The organism is Stenotrophomonas sp. STK16_22 (genome assembly GCF_051984505.1).
In the GTDB taxonomy this organism is placed as follows: Bacteria; Pseudomonadota; Gammaproteobacteria; order Xanthomonadales; family Xanthomonadaceae; genus Stenotrophomonas; species Stenotrophomonas maltophilia_A.
In genome coordinates this window covers 1,243,017-1,259,252 of sequence record NZ_CP196972.1, presented here as the reverse complement: position 1 = coordinate 1,259,252, position 16,236 = coordinate 1,243,017, and the positions used below count along the sequence as shown (strand labels likewise).

The following is a 16,236-nucleotide window of genomic DNA, read 5'->3' as shown; positions in this document are numbered from 1 at the left end:
GCCGGCCAGCGGCCGGCACTACCGATCCAATTCAAAGGACTGACATGATCCACCAGACTGAACTGCGCGACCTGCTGCCCGGCATGGTCGCCTTCCCCACCGATGTCTTCCCCGCCGACCAGGCCTGGCTCGGCCAGCACCTGCTGCCGCTGCTGAAGATCGACCTCGGCGTGCTGCGCCCGGAACTGGCCGGCCAGGTGGCAACGATGCTGTGCCCGATCGAGCCGTATGACGGCTGCATCGGCGAGACCACAGAAGAACACCACAACGATTTCACCGGCACCAACTGGATCGCCTTTGAACTGACCGCCGGCAACGAGATGCGCTTCCTCGGCAACGCGGGCTATTTCATCGGTGATGCGGTGCAGGACAAGGATGCGCAGGAACACATCGCGCAGATGCGCGAGAGCTACGCCAAGGCCCGCGATTACCATGCCACGCATGGCCGTCTCGCCTGCTACTCGCGCTACGGCAAGGGTGAGGCCAGCGAGCGCGATTATCTGGATACGCTGGGTGGACAGATTTCCTGCGGCAACTGGATCGAGACGGCTGACATCCCGAACGCCTTCACCCTGGAATTCACCGACGCCGCCAACGACCGGCATGCACCGGACGATGCGGAACTGGCAATCATCCGCCGCGATGGCAACGCGTTCTTCGCGGTGGCCGAAGTGGCCGGCTACAACTGGTGCGCCACCGGCGCCGATGCGATCGTGATGCTGTACGAGCCGGAAAGCCGCACGGTGCTGTTCTCGTACGACTGGTCGTAAGCCCCCTGGTAGTGCCGGCCGCTGGCCGGCATTTCGCGTCCTGCCGGCCAGCGGCCGGCACTACCGGATATTCCGTTCGCGCCCAGCGTCCTCGACGCTACGGCAGCCATCCCAATCGTCGCTTCATCCGTAGAGTCGAGCTTGCTCGACTGCTGCAGGCCGGGGCCGTCGAGCAAGCTCGACGCTACGACGACCATCCCAACTCCTTGCTTCAGCAGCAGCGTGCCGTTTCCCCGCGCGCTTACGGCGCGGCCTTGCGCACCACCAACGTCGCGCTCACTTCGCCACCGCCTTCCAGCTGCAGCCGCAGCGGCAGCGCCTGGCCTTCCTTCAACGCGCCTTTGCCCTGCGTCAGCATCAGGTGCAGGCCACCGGGCTTGAGCTCGGCGCGTGCGCCCGGTGCCAGCGGCAGGCGCTCGATCGCGCGCATCCGGCTGACCCCATCCGTGATCGTGGTTTCGTGCAGCGACACATCATTGAAGCTGCTGCTGGTCGCGCCAGTGATCGCCACCGCCTTGCTGCAGCCGTTGTGGATCACGCCGTAGCCGGCGGTCATCGGCATCGCCGGATTCGGTGGCAACCGCGCCCAGCCCTGCTCCACCGTGACGCAGTCCGGTTCCGCCGCCGACGCCGATGCTGCGGCCGCACACAGAACCAACAGTACGCCAACGAATGGTTTGGTTATCATCGCCCAGGTTCCTTCTTCGCAACGAGACCGCAGCATGACGACGCTCATCGAGGTGATCAACCATGGCCCCATCCGCGAACTGCGCCTGGCGCGGCCGCCGGTCAACGCACTGGACACCGAACTGTGCCGGCAGTTGATCCATGCCATCGAGCTGGCCATGGCCGAAGACGCGCACGGCATCGTGCTGTCGGGCAGCGAGCGCATCTTCACCGGTGGCATGGACGTGCCGCACCTGCTCTCGCATGGCGATGACAAGCACAAGTTGTTGGACACCTGGAACGCCTTCTTTGGCGCCGTGCGCACGCTGGCCGAGAGCCGTATCCCGGTAGTCGCGGCGATCACCGGCCACGCACCGGCGGGTGGCTGCGTGCTGGCCCTGTGCTGCGACTACCGGGTGATGGCGCGCAGCGCCGATCCGTCGCGGCCGTATGCCATCGGCCTGAACGAAGTGCAGGTGGGCCTGATCGCGCCGGAGGGCATCCAGCGCCTGCTGCGCCGTGCGGTGGGCGTGCACCGCGCCGGCGTCCTGCTGACCACCGGTTCGCTGGTGCCGGCCGAACAGGCGCTGCAGATCGGCCTGGTCGATGAACTGGCCGAAGGCGACCTGGTGGTGGCGCGCGCCATCGCCTGGCTGCAGAACCTGCTCAAGCAGCCGCGCCAGCCGATGCTGCTGACCCGCGCCATCGCCCGTGCCGACCTGCACGTGGCGCTGCAGCCGGACCTGATCCAGCTCGACCGCTTCGTCGAGGCCTGGTTCGCCCCGGATGCGCAGAATGCCCTGCAGGCGCTGGTCGCCCGGCTGGGCAAGTAACCGATAGTGCCGGCCGCTGGCCGGCAACCGCAGGTGCCCCTGGAGGATCATGAGGTTGCCGGCCAGCGGCCGGCACTACCAATGATGGACTGGCCTGCAACGGTATAATCGGGGCCTCTTCATTGCTGTGGCCGCCCCCTTGAACGACACGCCCGAACCCGTCGTCTCCGAGCTGATCGACCTGCTCACCCTGGAGCGGCTGGAGGACAACCTGTTCCGCGGGCAGAGCCGCGACATCGGCACCAAGTACGTGTTCGGCGGCCAGGTGCTGGGCCAGGCGCTGGCTGCGGCGCAGGCCACGGTCGACAACGGGCGCCACGTGCACTCGCTGCACGCCTACTTCCTGCGCGCCGGCAACATCGACCACCCGATCGTCTACGACGTGGACCGTACCCGCGACGGCGGCAGTTTCTCGGTGCGCCGGGTTACCGCAATCCAGCACGGCAAGGTGATCTTCTTCTGCGCGGCCTCGTTCCAGCAGGCCGAAACCGGTGCCGAGCACCAGCACAAGATGCCCGAAGTGCCGCAGCCGGAAGACATCGAACCGAACCGCCCGCTGCCGGCCGAAGTGCTGGAGCGGCTGCCGATCAAGGTGCAGCGCTGGCTGTCGCGCGGCGGCCCGTTCGAGTTCCGCCACGTCTACCCGCGTGACGAACTCAATCCACCCAAGCGCCCGCCGTACCACCAGGTGTGGCTGCGCCTGAGCGAGCCGGTCGGCGATGCCCCGGAGCTGCACCAGGCGCTGCTGGCCTACGCCTCCGACTTCCACCTGTTGGGCACGGCGACGTTCCCGCACGGCATCAGCTACTACCACCCGCACGTGCAGATGGCCTCGCTCGACCACGCGATCTGGTTCCACCGCCCGTTCCGCGCCGACGACTGGCTGTTGTACTCGCTGGACAGCCCCAGCGCGCAGGATTCGCGCGGCCTGGCCCGCGGCCAGTTCTTCACCCGCAACGGCGTACTGGTGGCCAGCACCGCGCAGGAAGGCCTGATCCGCGTGGTTCCCGACCAGGCAGCGGCCTCCGCCGTGCCGGCCAAGGATTGATCCGATGCGCCAGATCTTCAGCAGCCAGCGCGTGGAAACCGTCGAAGGCGTCGCCGAGCTGCTGCGCGGGCATGGCATCGACGTCAAGGTGACCAACGGGCGCTCGTACAAGACCCGTCGCCGCGGCCAGTTCAGCTATACCGACCTGGGCAACGCCAACGCCTACCCAGCGGTGTGGATCGTGCGCGCCGACGACCAGCCGCGCGCGCGTGAAATCCTGCGCGAGGCGCGACTGCTCGACACCACCCGCCGCGACCATCCGACCGCCGAATTCGCCTTCCGCGACGCGCCGGAACAGGGCAGCGGTGGCCGCAGCTGGGCCTGGCGCATCCGTATCGCCCTGCTGGTGGTGATCGCCGGCGTAGCGCTGGTGATCGGCCTGCGCCATCGCGGCGCCCCGGCGCCGGTCGCACCGGCCCCTGCCCCGCAGGCCCAGCCGCAGCAGACGCAACCGGCTCCGCAGGCCGCACCGGAAGAGGAAGAAGTCCGGGTCCGCATCCAGCCCTCGAAGTGACGCACGGGTAGTGCCGGCCGCTGGCCGGCAGCCGAAAAAGGGGACGGAGGGGATTAAGTCGTTTGAGGCACAAACGACTTAATCCCCTCCGTCCCCTTTTTTGTCATGAGGTTGCCGGCCAGCGGCCGGCGCTACCGTGCAGAAGGCCGGTCACATTCGGCGCGCGGCTCCGTCTTGGGACACAATCCCAGCAGGAGAGCCGCCGCCATGACGACGTTCGCCGCATCGATCGACCAGACCCTGGAACGCGAACTGCCTGCCGCCGCCAGCGGTTGCCAGCACGCCTATGGCCGCATCGTGCTGGCCTGCCAGAACACGGTTACCGCCATCGCACTGGCCATCACCCGCGATCGTCAGGCCAGCGAGGACATCGCCCAGGAGGCCTTCGTGAAGGGCTGGCAGCAGCTGCACCAGCTGCGCAGCTCGACCAGTTTCCTGCCCTGGCTGCGGCAGATCACCCGCAACCTGGCCCGCGACTGGCTGCGCGCACAGCGCGGCCGGCCACTGACCGGCGAGGCCGCAGAGGTGGCGATGGGCATGGCCGCCGACCCGGCCCCGGGCGCGGCCGACCGCCTGCAACGGGTGGAAGAAGAGATCGCCGCCGAGGACATCATTTCCGCGTTGCCGGCCGACAGCCGCGAAGTACTGCTGCTGTACTACCGCGAAGGCCAGCGCTCGCAGCAGGTGGCTGACCTGCTCGGGCTCAGTGACGCCGCCGTGCGCAAGCGCCTGTCGCGTGCCCGCGCTCTGGTGCGCGACGGCCTGCTGCAACGCTTCGGCGAGTTCGCGCGCAGCAGCGCACCCAGTGCCGCGTTCGCTACGGCGGTGGTTTCGATGGTACTGGTGGCTGCGCCCGGCACGGCCAGTGCTGCGGTGCTGCTCGGCACCGGTGTCGGCATCGGCGGCAGCAAGCTTGGCCTCGGCGGTGCCAGCGCTGCGGGCGGCACCGCGATGGGCTCGCTGACTGCCACGCTGGGCCAGCTGCACGTGCTGCCGGCCGAAAGCTGGGGGGCGGTGATCGGCGGCGTGGTCGGTGGTGCGATCGGCAGCTATCTCGGCGGCCGCTTCCTGATGTCGTACACCGAAACGGCGTCCGAGCGCCGCGACGTGCGCCGCTTCCTCTACCTCAACATCATCACCGGCATGTTCTGGTGCCTGGCGATCCTGCTGGCTGTGATGCTGCAGGCGCCGGTCTGGGCGCAGCTGACGGTGCTGGCGGTAGGCCTGGGCGTGGTCAACTACCAGTGCCTGGTGCCGCTGCAGCGGGTGATGGCACCGATGATCGCGCGCGATTCGGCCCGCCGCGGACGCACCGGCATCAACTGGAAGTTCGAATCGATGTACGGCCGCACCGGCATCATCGCCATGAACCTGATGGTCATCGCGCTGGTGGTGTACTCACTGATGCGCAGCGGCCGCCTGTAACGGACAACGCCGGCAGTGCGCCGGCGTTGTCGTCATTCACTGCGTTGAACCTCAGCGCTGCGGCTTCGGCGCCTCGCCATCGCGCGGACCGCCGTGGCGCGGGCCACCGTGCATCGGGCCCTTGGCCGCGTCGAACTCGGCCTTGCTCAGCTGGCCATCCTTGTTGGTGTCAGCGGCAGCGAACCAGGCGTCACGGCGCTGCTTCATGCGCAGCTCGCGGTCGGCCTTGTCCAGGTAGCCATCCTTGTTGAGATCGAGCTGGTCGAAGCGCGCGGCCAGGCGCGGGTCGGCCTTGGCTTCCTCGCGGCTGATGCGGCCGTCCTTGTTGACGTCCAGCTTGGCCCAGCGCTCACCGCCGTGGCCACCACGGCGACCATGCTGCCAGCGCGGCAGCTCATCGCGCGATAGCTTGCCGTCCTTGTTCTTGTCCAGCTCGTCGAACTTCGCGGCCAGGCGCGGGTTGGCAGCGGCCTCGCTGCGGTCGATCACGCCGTCGCCGTTGGTGTCCAGCTTGGCCGGGCGCTGCGCCGGCGTGGTCGGGGTGTCGGCGGCCAGCGCGATACCGGAAGCGGAGGTGCCGAGCAGCAGGGCCAGCAGCAGGGGGGTACGGATCATGAGGTCACTCCTGGGGATGGGAACAGCGTCGGGGTGATCACTTCACCCTCGGGGAACAACAACGCCCGGGCGCGACATCGGTTGACGCCACTGCCGGTTCCATTCATCCGGCGGACAGTTGCCGCCACTGCGACAGGCTGGGGCTATGCTGTGCCCATGGCGATACATGGCGACAGAGACGACGAACTGCGACTTTTCCAGACCGGCGAGCACCCCTGCGGGTACTGGTCGGACCGGGTGGCACGCGACCTGGTGCTGGACCCGAACGACCGCCGCCTCGGTGCGCTCTATCCGCTGGCACTGAGCTGGGGCTTCCGCCGCAGCGGCGACTTGGTCTACCGGCCGCATTGCGCGCACTGCCAGGCCTGCGTGGCGGTGCGCATCCCGGTGGCGCGCTTCGCTCCGGACCGCAGCCAGCGCCGCTGCGCCGCCCGCAATGCCGACCTGGAGGTGCGGATCACCGCCGCCACCGCCCGCGACGACCTGTTCGCGCTGTATCACCGCTACCTCACCCACCGCCACGCCAACGGCGGCATGGACGACCATGGACCGCACGAGTTCGAGCAGTTCCTGATCGGCAGCTGGTCGCACACCCGCTTCATGGAAATGCGCCTGCCCGGCCACGACGGCCAGCCCAGCCAGCTGCTGGGGGTGGCGGTGACCGACGTCACCGAGCACGGGCTGTCGGCGGTCTACACCTTCTTCGACCCGGACCATGCCGCGCGCGGGCTGGGCACCTTCGCGATCCTGCAACAGATCGAATGGGCGCGCCGCGAGGGGCTGCCACACGTGTATCTGGGCTACTGGATCCGCGGCCACCAGAAGATGGACTACAAGCGTCGCTTCCATCCGCTGGAAGCCTACGATGGCCGCCGCTGGCACGATTTCGACAATGATCTGGACGGGCGCTGACAAACCGCTGACACCGGGCCGGGTGCACAATACGGCCCATGAACATGACCCGCCGCCCCCCCCTGATCCTCGCCCTGGCCCTGCTCTGCGGCGCCACCGCCCCTGCCTTCGCCACGTCCCCCGCGATGACCGAAAAGCCGTCCGCTGCGCTGCGCCTGGCCACCTACAACACCTCGCTGTACTCCGATGACGCCGGTGGCCTGATCAAGGAACTGGAAGGTGACAGCGAACACGCGCGCAAGATCGCCGCGGTGCTGCAGCAGGTGCGCCCGGACCTGGTACTGCTGAATGAGTTCGACTTCGACGACGCCCATCGCGCCGCCGACCTGTTCCAGAAGCGCTACCTGGAAGTGGCCCAGCCTGGCGGCGGCAAGCCGCTGCACTTCGCCTACCGCTACCTGGCACCGGTCAACACCGGCGTGCCCAGCGGGCTGGACCTGGACAACAACGGCGTGGTCGGTGGCGAAGGCCGCAGCCGCGGCAACGATGCATGGGGCTACGGCCTGCACCCGGGCCAGTACGGCATGCTGGTGCTGTCGCGCTACCCGATCGATGAAGCCAAGGTGCGCAGCTTCCAGCTGCTGAAGTGGAGCGCGATGCCCGGTGCGATCCGCCCGGTCGATCCGCGTACCGGCAAGAGCTTCTACAACGACCACGTGTGGTCGCAGCTGCGCCTGTCGTCGAAGTCGCATTGGGACGTGCCGGTGAAGACCCCGGCCGGCGTGGTGCATGCGCTGGTCTCGCATCCGACCCCGCCGGTGTTCGACGGTCCGGAGAAGCGCAACGCGGCGCGCAACCACGACGAACTGCGCCTGTGGCAGGAATACCTGTCCAAGGGTGACAAGCCGTGGCTGTGCGACGACAAGGGCCAGTGCGGCGGCCTGGCGCAGGACGCGCGCTTCGTGATCCTCGGCGACCTCAACAACGACCCGGTCGACGGCGACGGTCGCCATGAGGCGATCGTCGAGCTGATCGAGAACGCCCGCGTGCTGCGCTACCCCACCCCGCGCAGCGTCGGCGGCGAGCAGACCAGCCTGGCCTATGCGGCCAAGGGCATCGAGCGCAAGGGCGCACCGTTCCACGCCACCGGCGATTTCGGCCCGAAGTCCGGCACCATGCGCCTGGACTACGTGCTGCCCTCGACCGGTTTCGAATACGTCGGCAGCGGTATCTTCTGGCCGGCCAATGAAAGCCCGGAAGCGAAGATCGCCGACGGCAGCGACCATCATCTGGTGTGGGTGGACGTGCGGTAGAGCAGCGTACCGACCAACGGTCGGTACCCACCGGGTTTCGGTAGGCGACGACCGTTGGTCGTCGCTCCTTTTTCAGGGGCGCAGTTCGACGCCGATGGCTTCGGCGGCATCACGCGCGATGGCGCGTGCTTCGTCGATGGTTTCCGCGCGCGCCAGGGTCACGCCCACGCGACGATGACCGTGCACGCTCGGCTTGCCGAACAGGCGCACGGCGGTGTCCGGCACCTGCAGCGCGGCGGCGACGTTGTTGAAGTACGGCACGCCCTCGCCGTGTGCCAGCAATGCGCACGATGCCGACGGGCCGCTCTGGCGGATCACCGGAATCGGCAGGCCAAGGATGGCGCGCGCATGCAGCGCGAATTCGCTCAGTTCCTGCGATACCAGCGTCACCAGGCCGGTGTCGTGCGGGCGCGGCGACACTTCGCTGAACCACACCTCATCACCCTTCACGAACAGCTCGACGCCGAACAGGCCCCAGCCGCCAAGGTCGTCGGTGATCGCGCGCGAAATCTCTTCGGCACGCGCCAGCGCGGCGCTCGACATCGGCTGCGGCTGCCAGCTTTCGCGGTAATCACCATCCTTCTGCAGATGGCCGATCGGCGCGCAGAACGAGGTGCCGCCGGCATGGCGCACGGTCAGCAGGGTGATCTCGTAATCGAAATCGATGAAGCCTTCGACGATGCAGCGGCCGGCACCGGCACGGCCACCGGTCTGCGCGTACTCCCACGCCGGGGCGATTTCCGCCTCGCTGCGCAGGGTGCTCTGGCCCTTGCCCGAGGACGACATCACCGGCTTGACCACGCACGGCAGGCCGATGGCGGCCACGGCAGCACGGTATTCGGCCTCGGTATCGACGAAGCGGTACGGCGAGGTCGGCAGGCCCAGGGTCTCGGCGGCGAGGCGGCGGATGCCTTCGCGGTCCATGGTCAGGCGCGCAGCGCGCGCGGTCGGGATCACCCGCAGGCCCTGTTCCTGTTCCAGCTGGACCAGGGTTTCGGTGTGGATGGCCTCGATCTCCGGCACCACCAGGTGCGGCTGCTCCTGGGCGATCAGCGCACGCAGGGCCATCGCGTCGAGCATGTCGATCACGTGCGAGCGGTGCGCGACCTGCATGGCCGGCGCATCGGCATAGCGGTCAGCGGCGATCACTTCCACGCCCAGCCGCTGCAGCTCGATGGCCACCTCCTTGCCGAGTTCGCCCGAGCCCAGCAGCAGCACACGGGTGGCGGAGGGGGACAACGGAGTTCCAAGCTTGGCCATGGCGATTCCAGCAGCGATGTGAAGGCGGGTGGGCATTCTAGCTGGCCGACCGCCCCGGCCACGGCATCCGACGAACGGTAGTCGACAAGTGATATCACTTTGATATCTTCAACTCGAACCCTCAAGGACGTACTGCCATGAAAGAGAAGTCACTGTCTTCCCTCAACGGCCTCGGCACGCTGGTCGGCGCCCTGCTCGTCGCCCTCGCTGGCGCCGCCCTGTTCGTACTGGGAGTGGCAGCCAAGGCCAGTGCCGGCTCGCCCAATCTGTTGCTGATGCTGCTGGGCGCCCTGCTGGTGGTGCTGGGCGTGTTCATCCTGGCCGGCCTGTACACCATCCAGCCCAACCAGGCGGCGGTGCTGAGCCTGTTCGGCAAGTACGTGGGCACCGTGAAGGACAACGGCCTGCGCTGGAACAACCCCTTCTACGCCAAGCGCCGGGTCAGCCAGCGCGTGCGCAACTTCGAGAGCGGCAAGCTGAAGGTCAACGAGCTGGACGGCAGCCCGATCGAGATCGCCGCGGTCATCGTCTGGCAGGTGGTCGATGCCTCCGAGGCGGTCTACAACGTGGACGACTACGAGAGCTTCGTGCACATCCAGTCCGAATCGGCGCTGCGCGCGATGGCCACCAGCTACCCCTACGACCAGCATGAGGATGGCCAGCTGGCACTGCGCAGTCATGCCAGCGAGATTTCCCAGCACCTGAAGAACGAACTGGCCGAGCGCCTGGCCGACGCCGGCGTGCAGGTCATCGACGCACGCATCAGCCACCTCGCCTACGCCGCCGAAATCGCCCAGGCGATGCTGCAGCGGCAGCAGGCCAACGCGGTGATCGCCGCACGCACGCGCATCGTTGCCGGTGCGGTCGGCATGGTCGAGATGGCCCTGGCCGAACTGCAGAAGAACGGCGTGGTGCAGCTGGACGAGGAACGCAAGGCGCACATGGTCAGCAACCTGCTGACCGTGCTGTGCTCGGACCGCGGCACCCAGCCGATCGTCAATGCAGGCTCGCTGTATTGAGCCACACTCGCAACGGGGCGCCCCACCGCCCCGCCAGGAGCCCCCATGAGTGAGAAGAAAGCCTACCCGCTGCGCATCAACGCCGACGTCCTGGCTGCGGCGCAGCGCTGGGCTGATGACGAGCTGCGCAGCCTCAACGCGCAGATCGAATACGTGCTGCGCGACGCGCTGCGCAAGGCAGGACGCCTGCCCAAACCCAAGGCATCGCCGGAGGACAAGGAATGAGCAAGCGCTGGAGCTACCAGACGATCGAGGTCAAGACCTCCATGATGGGCGTACTCAAGGCCGAGGATGTCCAGGCCGAGCTGAGCCGGCAGGGCCAGCTGGGCTGGGAGCTGGTCAACATCATCATCCCGGCGCCGATGCGCCCGGCGATGCTGGTGTTCAAGAAGGAGGCCTGAACCATGGGCGGCAGTGACCCGAAACCCTTTGACGTGGTCGAGAGTTCGCCGCTGCGCGTGCTGTGGATCGTGCTGCCGCTGCTGGCTGCCTTCGTGGCCTGCCTGTATGCGCAGCTGTACAAGGCACCGGCGAACGCACCCTGGATCGAAGTTACGCTGTCGCCGCCCTGGTTCCGGATGGGCGGCAGTGCGGCATGGAGCCTGATCGTCATCGCTGTACTCGCTGTCGGGCTGGGGGCCGCCTTCTTCCGCCGCCGGGTGGAGCTGGCCGGCAACGTGCTGGACGTACGCTCGACGATGTACCGGCGGCGCGTGCCGGTGGCGCAGCTGCGGCTGGACCAGGCCGAGGTGGTCGACCTGCAGCGTGACCGCCGCTATGGCATCCGTGTCAAAACCAATGGCTATTCAATGCCGGGCTTCTACTCGGGCCACTTCCGCCTGCAGGGAGGCGGCAAGGGCTTCGCCCTCGTCACCGACCGTGCGCGTGTCCTCGCCCTGCCGGTCAGTGATGGCAGCACGCTGCTGCTCAGCGTGGACCGGCCGCAGGCGCTGCTCGATGCGCTGCGCAAGGTGGCCGCGTCGGCACCACGGCAGTAGGCTGAGGCGATGCAACGACGCCCGCCCCTGCTGATCAATACCGAGGCCATCGAGCTGTGGCCCGCCCACCTGTTGCGCGCACGCAGCAACCTGGATGCACGCCTGCTGTCGCAGGCGCAGTGGGTGCTGCGGCGCAAGCGTGATGGCCGCTATCTGGCGGCGGTACTGCCGCACGGCGTGCATTCGATGGTGCCGCGCCTGCCGCGCGAGCCCGGGGTCGAGGATGCACTGGCGCTGCTGGACACCGCGGCTGCACGGCCCTTCGGCGCCGGACTGGAAGATCAGTGGCTGCCGCTGGCCGGGTTGCAGCAGCGCCTGCAGCAGCTTGGCCTGGACCCGCAGCGCTACGCCGACGACAGCGGCCTGCCGCTGGAACCCGAACCCTGCCTGCTGCATTTTGCCGGCCGCGATCGCTTCGCCCGCCCGCTATGGCTGCGCCGTGGCGCCGCGCAGGGCTGGCGACGGATGCGACTGCATGCGGCACAGGATGGCATTGCGCTGGACGCCATCTCCGGCTTCCGCAGCCATGCCTACCAGTTGGGCATCTTCGAACGGAAGCTGGCGCGCGGCTTGAGCGTGGCGGAGATCCTGAAGATCAATGCCGCCCCGGGTTTCAGCGAACACCACAGCGGCCACGCGCTGGACATCGGCACACCGGGCGACGCCCCGGCCGAAGAATCGTTCGAAGCCACCGACGCGTTTGCGTGGCTGCAGGCGAATGCCGGTGGGCATGGCTTCCAGCTGAGCTACCCGCGCGACAACCCGCATGGGATCGTCTACGAACCTTGGCACTGGTGCTGGAGACCGGCAAACGGCTGAGCCCCTCGTGGCGGCTGCACGGCGAACTTCATGGAGCTGTCCGGGCGGATTCCGCGTGCGTCCGCCACGGAATGGAACAAGAGAGCAAAGACAAAAGCGGGTCGCTTCGCTCGAAGCCTCTATAACGGATCAGCGCGCGGCTGTTGGGTCCGCCTTCAAGCGAGCCGAGCACCGCAGGTCCGACGAGGGCGAAGAGGTGCGGGTGTCTGAGCGCAGCGAGTTCCCGCACCGTCCCTCGACGGGCCGAGGAGCACAGGGGACCGGTGCGCAGCACCGGCTCGCGGCCGGCGGCGCGTTTCTTTTGGTTACTTTTCTTTTCGCGCGAAAAGAAAAGTAACGCCCATGAACCCTTAGGATCGCATCGGCATGGATCGAAGCGACAGCCCTGCGACCGTCACCGCCTCAACGCATTGATCGCCAGCAACACCCATCCGGCCATCATGCTGGTGCCACCGATCGGTGCCATCCGCGTCGGCCACTGCCACAACGCACCGCCCACCAGGCTGCCGGAAAACAACAGCACGCCCAGCAGCAGCACGTACAACGCCAGGTGCGCGATCGCGCCCTGCGCGCGCGGCCCGAGCGCCACCAGTACCGCGCCATGCGCGAACGCATAGAGCGCCGCCATGTTCAGATGCTGCTGCGCCAGCGGGTCGGCCACACCGTGCGAGGCATAGGCCGACAGGCCGATAGAGGCGGCGGCCAGCAGCGCCCCCAGGCAGGCCAGCAGTGATGGCTTACGTGCGCGACGTTCGAGATTGAACATGTGGGCTCCTTGCGCAGCGCCCTTGCCGGGCGCCAGATGAAAAAAAACGCGCCGCAATGAGCGGCGCGTTTTCGTGTCCAACACTACATGGGTCAGCCGAGGCTTACTTGACGGCCCAGTAGATGTCGTAGGTCGCTTCCGGGGTGAACGACTTGTCCAGACCGTCCTTCCAGGTTTCGTACGGGCGATCGACCACTTCCGAACCGTTGGTCACAGCCCAGGCACGCAGGCCGTTGCGGGCCACGTCCAGACCCGCCATGTGGCCGGTGTAGGCGGCATGCGCCGAACGGTGCGGGGCCACGTGCACGTACTTGACCGGAGCGCCGCCGTCGATCTTGACGGTCAGCTCTTCAGCGGTGGCACCTTCAGCACCCTTCTTCTTCACCGGCTGGGCGATGTCGAAGGCGTACTTCTCCTGACCGAAATCGGTGGTGATGATGCGGAACGGACCGGCGGCTTCAAGGCCATTGGCCTCCATCACGCGCTTGATCCACTCCTGGTTGTCCTTGATGGACTTGGTGATCGTGTCCTGACCGCGGTCCACGTTACCGGCGTTGACGACCAGCAGGTCTTCAGCCGGCACATTGACGATGGCCAGATCGGTCAGCGGGGCTTCCGGGGTGCGGTAGTCCACGTTCGGGACGCTGGCCAGCATGTTGGCCATACGCGACAGACCCATCTTGATGTCGTCGCCGATCTGGCGGCTGACATACAGGCCGGCATAACGGCCGAACAGGTCGAAGCCGTACTTCACCGAGTAGTCCTGGGTGATCTTGACGTTGCGGCCACCCTTGCCGGTCGGCTCCAGCGTGAAGGTGGTGATCTTGTCGTGACCCTTGGTGGCGTCATCGATGGCGATCGCAACACGCTTGTTCTCTTCGGCTTCGGTGATCTTCCAGGAGCCGGTGCCCAGGTCCTTGGAGGTGAAGTCGAGAGTGGCACCGACGCCGGAGGCCGGGCCGGACAGCTTCAGTTCAACGGCGGGATCGCGCAGTACCAGCGGGTTCCAGTCCTTGAAGCGGCGCAGGCTGCTGACCGTGTCGTACACGATCGTCATCTTGCGGTTGGTCTCGATGCTTTCGGTGATGTGACGCTCGCCCGGCAGACATACGCCAATGATGACGAACAGGCCAGCCACGATCCCCAAGGCGATCAGGAACTCGATAATACGGGTCATTCAGAGAGTCTCCGGGGCCGATCCCACGGCCGGGTTGATTGAAGCGAAGCGCCAATCCTAGCAGGCTTCGCGGGCATTGTTTATCGGGATTGGCGCACCGGTTTCCCTGCCGGCTGCGTATTTGTATGGGCAAAGAATTCGAAGGGTACCGCATACCGATACCCGTGAAGTAGGGGGCAACCCCACCCGAGGGCCATGACTGGACCTCAAGTCATTGTCCTGAAAAGGTTTTCCTCAGACCAGCTGGAGTTCGAACGCCTTCAGTACGGCGCGCGTACGGTCGCGCACGCCCAGCTTGGACAGGATGTTGGACACGTGGTTCTTGATGGTGCCTTCGGCCACACCCAGCGAGTTGGCGATCTCCTTGTTGGAGAAGCCACTGGCCATCAGGCGCAGGATCTCGGTCTCGCGGTCGGTCAACGGGTCCGGGCGGTCCAGGCTGACGAACTCGTTGCGCATGTGCTCCAGGCCGGACAGCAGGCGCTGGGTCACGGCCGGCTGCACCAGCGAACCGCCGTCGGCCACGGTGCGGATGGCACCGACCAGCTGCGCCAGGGTCACGTCCTTGAGCAGGTAGCCCTTGGCTCCGGCCTTGAGCCCGGCCAGCACCAGCTGGTCGTCGTCGAAGGTGGTGAGGATGATGGTCGGCGGCAGCTGCTCCTGGCGCGACAGCACCTGCAGCGCCTCCAGCCCGGACATCACCGGCATGCGCATGTCCATCAGCACCACGTCGGGGCGCACCTGCGGTATCAGTTCGACCGCCTGCCGGCCATCGCCGGCCTCGGCCACCACCTCGATACCGTCGTCGAGCGCCAGCAGGGAGCGGATTCCCTGCCGCACCAGGGTTTGGTCGTCGACCAGGCAGACGCGAATCATCAACGCACTCCTTCAGGAACCTTGGTAAGGGCGGCCACCAGCACCGTTGCCGGCACCGTCGCCCGCAGCCGGAAGCCTTCACCGGGACGGGTTTCGACCTGCAGCTGGCCACCACATTGTTGCAGGCGCTCGCGCATGCCGCGCAAGCCATTGCCCACATTGACCATATCCGCGCCGACGCCGTCGTCGCGGGCCTCCACCACCACCCGGTCGGGGGCTTCACGGTACACCTTGATCCACAGGTGGCGGGCGCCGGCATGGCGCACCGCGTTGGTGATGATCTCCTGGGTGCAGCGCAGCAGCACGTGGGCCCGCTGCGGGTCCTCCACGTTCAGCGGATCCTCGATCTCCAGCTGGATGTCCAGCGAGGGCACGTTCTCGGTCAGCGGGCGCAGCGCCGCCGCCAGATCGATGGCGCCGGTCTCGCGCAGCTGGCTGACCACCTCACGCACGTTGCCCAGTAGCAGCTTGGCCAAGGCATGCGAGCGCTTCACATGGTCCAGCGCCTGGCCCTCGGCCAGGTGACCGGCCACTTCGAGGTTCAGGGTCAGTGCGGTCAGCTGATGCCCCAGAAGATCGTGCAGCTCACGCGAAATGCGGGTTCGCTCGTTGACGCGAGCGCTTTCGGCCAGCAGGGCACGAGTGGCACGCAGCTCCGAATTGAGCCTGCGCTGCTCGTCGCGGGCCTGGGTCTGCTGTCTCGCGACAAGGCTGGTCACGAAGATGAACATGGAAAAGCCGCCATACAGCAGCGATTGCATCACGGCTTCGAACAGCGGGAAGTTCAGCAGTATGTAATAGACCGGGGCCACCGCCAGCTGGCTGACCAGCAGCCACAGCACGCACAGACGCGCCGACAGCATCCACGGAATGACGCCGGCAGCCACCATCATCAGGATGCTGCCCAGGCCCGAACCACTGAGGAAACTGACGCCCAGCGCCGAAACCGTCAGCAGCAGCAGCAGGCCGCGGTCCAGCCAGGTGGTGTGACTGTCGCTGTCACTGCGCAGGAGGCGGGTCAGCCAGTAGTACGCGGCGCCGAAGGACAGGTAGGCGACGAACAGCAGGATCGCCCAGCTGCCCATATCGCTGCGGCTGTGCAGGTTCTCGAATTGCGAGTACGCCAGTGGCAGGCCGACCATGACCCAGGTAAACAGGCCGGCCAGACGGAGGACGCGGGTATGGCTGAGGACTCCCAACATGCCAGCACTCTACGGGCCCGGCCCGCGTCGCGCACTCCCACGGAAGTCATGCATCCGAGGTCCCCTGTTCATGCCGCAGCCCA

Annotated in this window: 19 protein-coding genes; 12 read left to right on the top strand and 7 right to left on the bottom strand. The window is 67.1% G+C overall.

The window, feature by feature from the left end:
- Positions 1 to 44 precede the first annotated feature (44 nt).
- Positions 45 to 770, top strand: coding sequence for a hypothetical protein (locus tag ACSYAO_RS05770; protein WP_049462330.1), 726 nt, complete (start codon positions 45 to 47; stop codon positions 768 to 770).
- Between the two features lie 241 nt (positions 771 to 1,011).
- On the opposite strand, the gene ACSYAO_RS05765 is transcribed toward ACSYAO_RS05770, so the two are convergent.
- Positions 1,012 to 1,458: a copper chaperone PCu(A)C gene (locus tag ACSYAO_RS05765; protein ID WP_049462329.1), complete on the bottom strand. Its 447-nt coding sequence runs from the start codon at positions 1,456 to 1,458 to the stop codon at positions 1,012 to 1,014.
- Between the two features lie 34 nt (positions 1,459 to 1,492).
- Here ACSYAO_RS05765 and ACSYAO_RS05760 point away from each other — a divergent pair, with 34 nt between their 5' ends.
- The 4 genes from ACSYAO_RS05760 to ACSYAO_RS05745 all read left to right on the top strand — a co-directional run bounded on the left by ACSYAO_RS05760 (position 1,493) and on the right by ACSYAO_RS05745 (position 5,256).
- Entirely contained in the window at positions 1,493 to 2,269 is a 777-nt protein-coding gene (locus ACSYAO_RS05760) for an enoyl-CoA hydratase/isomerase family protein (RefSeq protein ID WP_049462328.1), read from the top strand.
- Between the two features lie 127 nt (positions 2,270 to 2,396).
- A complete protein-coding gene (tesB, locus tag ACSYAO_RS05755) occupies positions 2,397 to 3,317 on the top strand; it encodes an acyl-CoA thioesterase II (protein WP_414574486.1) in 921 nt (306 codons plus the stop codon).
- A 4-nt stretch (positions 3,318 to 3,321) separates the two neighbouring features.
- The gene (locus ACSYAO_RS05750) at positions 3,322 to 3,831 is read left to right on the top strand and encodes a pathogenicity-like protein (RefSeq protein WP_049447046.1); all 510 of its coding nucleotides are present in this window, start codon (positions 3,322 to 3,324) and stop codon (positions 3,829 to 3,831) included.
- Between the two features lie 207 nt (positions 3,832 to 4,038).
- A complete protein-coding gene (locus ACSYAO_RS05745; protein ID WP_049398908.1) occupies positions 4,039 to 5,256 on the top strand; it encodes an RNA polymerase sigma factor in 1,218 nt (405 codons plus the stop codon).
- Between the two features lie 51 nt (positions 5,257 to 5,307).
- On the opposite strand, the gene ACSYAO_RS05740 is transcribed toward ACSYAO_RS05745, so the two are convergent.
- Positions 5,308 to 5,871 (bottom strand): EF-hand domain-containing protein, encoded by a 564-nt coding sequence (locus ACSYAO_RS05740; RefSeq protein WP_049461453.1) that lies wholly within the window; start codon positions 5,869 to 5,871, stop codon positions 5,308 to 5,310.
- Between the two features lie 156 nt (positions 5,872 to 6,027).
- Here ACSYAO_RS05740 and ACSYAO_RS05735 point away from each other — a divergent pair, with 156 nt between their 5' ends.
- The gene (locus tag ACSYAO_RS05735; RefSeq protein ID WP_005408547.1) at positions 6,028 to 6,783 is read left to right on the top strand and encodes an arginyltransferase; all 756 of its coding nucleotides are present in this window, start codon (positions 6,028 to 6,030) and stop codon (positions 6,781 to 6,783) included.
- 38 nt (positions 6,784 to 6,821) lie between these two features.
- Positions 6,822 to 8,036: an endonuclease/exonuclease/phosphatase family protein gene (locus tag ACSYAO_RS05730; RefSeq protein ID WP_044569657.1), complete on the top strand. Its 1,215-nt coding sequence runs from the start codon at positions 6,822 to 6,824 to the stop codon at positions 8,034 to 8,036.
- A 72-nt stretch (positions 8,037 to 8,108) separates the two neighbouring features.
- Here the strand turns inward: ACSYAO_RS05730 and purT are convergent, their stop codons facing one another.
- On the bottom strand, positions 8,109 to 9,296 hold the full coding sequence (gene purT, locus ACSYAO_RS05725) for a formate-dependent phosphoribosylglycinamide formyltransferase (protein WP_012479445.1): 1,188 nt from the start codon (positions 9,294 to 9,296) through the stop codon (positions 8,109 to 8,111).
- Between the two features lie 137 nt (positions 9,297 to 9,433).
- On the opposite strand from purT, the gene ACSYAO_RS05720 reads away from it, so the two are divergent.
- From ACSYAO_RS05720 to ACSYAO_RS05700, 5 genes are read left to right on the top strand one after another with little or no spacing between them, the layout of a single operon-like run.
- The gene (locus ACSYAO_RS05720; RefSeq protein ID WP_414574487.1) at positions 9,434 to 10,315 is read left to right on the top strand and encodes an SPFH domain-containing protein; all 882 of its coding nucleotides are present in this window, start codon (positions 9,434 to 9,436) and stop codon (positions 10,313 to 10,315) included.
- Positions 10,316 to 10,360: 45 nt separating this feature from the next.
- On the top strand, positions 10,361 to 10,540 hold the full coding sequence (locus tag ACSYAO_RS05715) for a hypothetical protein (protein ID WP_049398902.1): 180 nt from the start codon (positions 10,361 to 10,363) through the stop codon (positions 10,538 to 10,540).
- On the top strand, positions 10,537 to 10,716 hold the full coding sequence (locus ACSYAO_RS05710) for a DUF4177 domain-containing protein (RefSeq protein WP_032127598.1): 180 nt from the start codon (positions 10,537 to 10,539) through the stop codon (positions 10,714 to 10,716). The genes ACSYAO_RS05715 and ACSYAO_RS05710 overlap by 4 nt, the downstream gene beginning before the upstream one ends.
- 3 nt (positions 10,717 to 10,719) lie before the next feature.
- Positions 10,720 to 11,313, top strand: a complete 594-nt coding sequence (locus tag ACSYAO_RS05705; protein WP_049461504.1) for a PH domain-containing protein — start codon at positions 10,720 to 10,722, stop codon at positions 11,311 to 11,313.
- A 9-nt stretch (positions 11,314 to 11,322) separates the two neighbouring features.
- Entirely contained in the window at positions 11,323 to 12,132 is an 810-nt protein-coding gene (locus tag ACSYAO_RS05700; protein WP_197655949.1) for a M15 family metallopeptidase, read from the top strand.
- Positions 12,133 to 12,526: 394 nt separating this feature from the next.
- Here the strand turns inward: ACSYAO_RS05700 and ACSYAO_RS05695 are convergent, their stop codons facing one another.
- The 4 genes from ACSYAO_RS05695 to ACSYAO_RS05680 form a co-directional block, all read right to left on the bottom strand.
- Positions 12,527 to 12,898 carry a DUF423 domain-containing protein gene (locus tag ACSYAO_RS05695; protein ID WP_019659313.1) on the bottom strand — a complete coding sequence of 124 codons (372 nt, stop codon included), beginning with the start codon at positions 12,896 to 12,898 and terminating at the stop codon, positions 12,527 to 12,529.
- Between the two features lie 103 nt (positions 12,899 to 13,001).
- Positions 13,002 to 14,075, bottom strand: coding sequence for an SRPBCC family protein (locus tag ACSYAO_RS05690; RefSeq protein ID WP_032127602.1), 1,074 nt, complete (start codon positions 14,073 to 14,075; stop codon positions 13,002 to 13,004).
- 234 nt (positions 14,076 to 14,309) lie between these two features.
- A complete protein-coding gene (locus tag ACSYAO_RS05685) occupies positions 14,310 to 14,951 on the bottom strand; it encodes a response regulator (protein WP_006424175.1) in 642 nt (213 codons plus the stop codon).
- Positions 14,951 to 16,153 (bottom strand): sensor histidine kinase, encoded by a 1,203-nt coding sequence (locus ACSYAO_RS05680; RefSeq protein WP_049461775.1) that lies wholly within the window; start codon positions 16,151 to 16,153, stop codon positions 14,951 to 14,953. The genes ACSYAO_RS05685 and ACSYAO_RS05680 overlap by 1 nt, the downstream gene beginning before the upstream one ends.
- Positions 16,154 to 16,236 lie beyond the last annotated feature (83 nt).

Coding starts and splice junctions, on each gene's coding strand:
- ACSYAO_RS05760 (WP_049462328.1), top strand. CDS start 1,493: ATGACGACGCTCATCGAGGTGATCAACCATGGCCCCATCCGCGAACTG.
- ACSYAO_RS05740 (WP_049461453.1), bottom strand. CDS start 5,871: ATGATCCGTACCCCCCTGCTGCTGGCCCTGCTGCTCGGCACCTCCGCT.
- ACSYAO_RS05680 (WP_049461775.1), bottom strand. CDS start 16,153: ATGTTGGGAGTCCTCAGCCATACCCGCGTCCTCCGTCTGGCCGGCCTG.
- ACSYAO_RS05735 (WP_005408547.1), top strand. CDS start 6,028: ATGGCGATACATGGCGACAGAGACGACGAACTGCGACTTTTCCAGACC.
- ACSYAO_RS05710 (WP_032127598.1), top strand. CDS start 10,537: ATGAGCAAGCGCTGGAGCTACCAGACGATCGAGGTCAAGACCTCCATG.
- ACSYAO_RS05770 (WP_049462330.1), top strand. CDS start 45: ATGATCCACCAGACTGAACTGCGCGACCTGCTGCCCGGCATGGTCGCC.
- ACSYAO_RS05695 (WP_019659313.1), bottom strand. CDS start 12,898: ATGTTCAATCTCGAACGTCGCGCACGTAAGCCATCACTGCTGGCCTGC.
- ACSYAO_RS05685 (WP_006424175.1), bottom strand. CDS start 14,951: ATGATTCGCGTCTGCCTGGTCGACGACCAAACCCTGGTGCGGCAGGGA.
- ACSYAO_RS05765 (WP_049462329.1), bottom strand. CDS start 1,458: ATGATAACCAAACCATTCGTTGGCGTACTGTTGGTTCTGTGTGCGGCC.
- ACSYAO_RS05690 (WP_032127602.1), bottom strand. CDS start 14,075: ATGACCCGTATTATCGAGTTCCTGATCGCCTTGGGGATCGTGGCTGGC.
- ACSYAO_RS05720 (WP_414574487.1), top strand. CDS start 9,434: ATGAAAGAGAAGTCACTGTCTTCCCTCAACGGCCTCGGCACGCTGGTC.
- ACSYAO_RS05750 (WP_049447046.1), top strand. CDS start 3,322: ATGCGCCAGATCTTCAGCAGCCAGCGCGTGGAAACCGTCGAAGGCGTC.
- ACSYAO_RS05745 (WP_049398908.1), top strand. CDS start 4,039: ATGACGACGTTCGCCGCATCGATCGACCAGACCCTGGAACGCGAACTG.
- ACSYAO_RS05715 (WP_049398902.1), top strand. CDS start 10,361: ATGAGTGAGAAGAAAGCCTACCCGCTGCGCATCAACGCCGACGTCCTG.
- ACSYAO_RS05700 (WP_197655949.1), top strand. CDS start 11,323: ATGCAACGACGCCCGCCCCTGCTGATCAATACCGAGGCCATCGAGCTG.
- purT (WP_012479445.1), bottom strand. CDS start 9,296: ATGGCCAAGCTTGGAACTCCGTTGTCCCCCTCCGCCACCCGTGTGCTG.
- ACSYAO_RS05705 (WP_049461504.1), top strand. CDS start 10,720: ATGGGCGGCAGTGACCCGAAACCCTTTGACGTGGTCGAGAGTTCGCCG.
- ACSYAO_RS05730 (WP_044569657.1), top strand. CDS start 6,822: ATGAACATGACCCGCCGCCCCCCCCTGATCCTCGCCCTGGCCCTGCTC.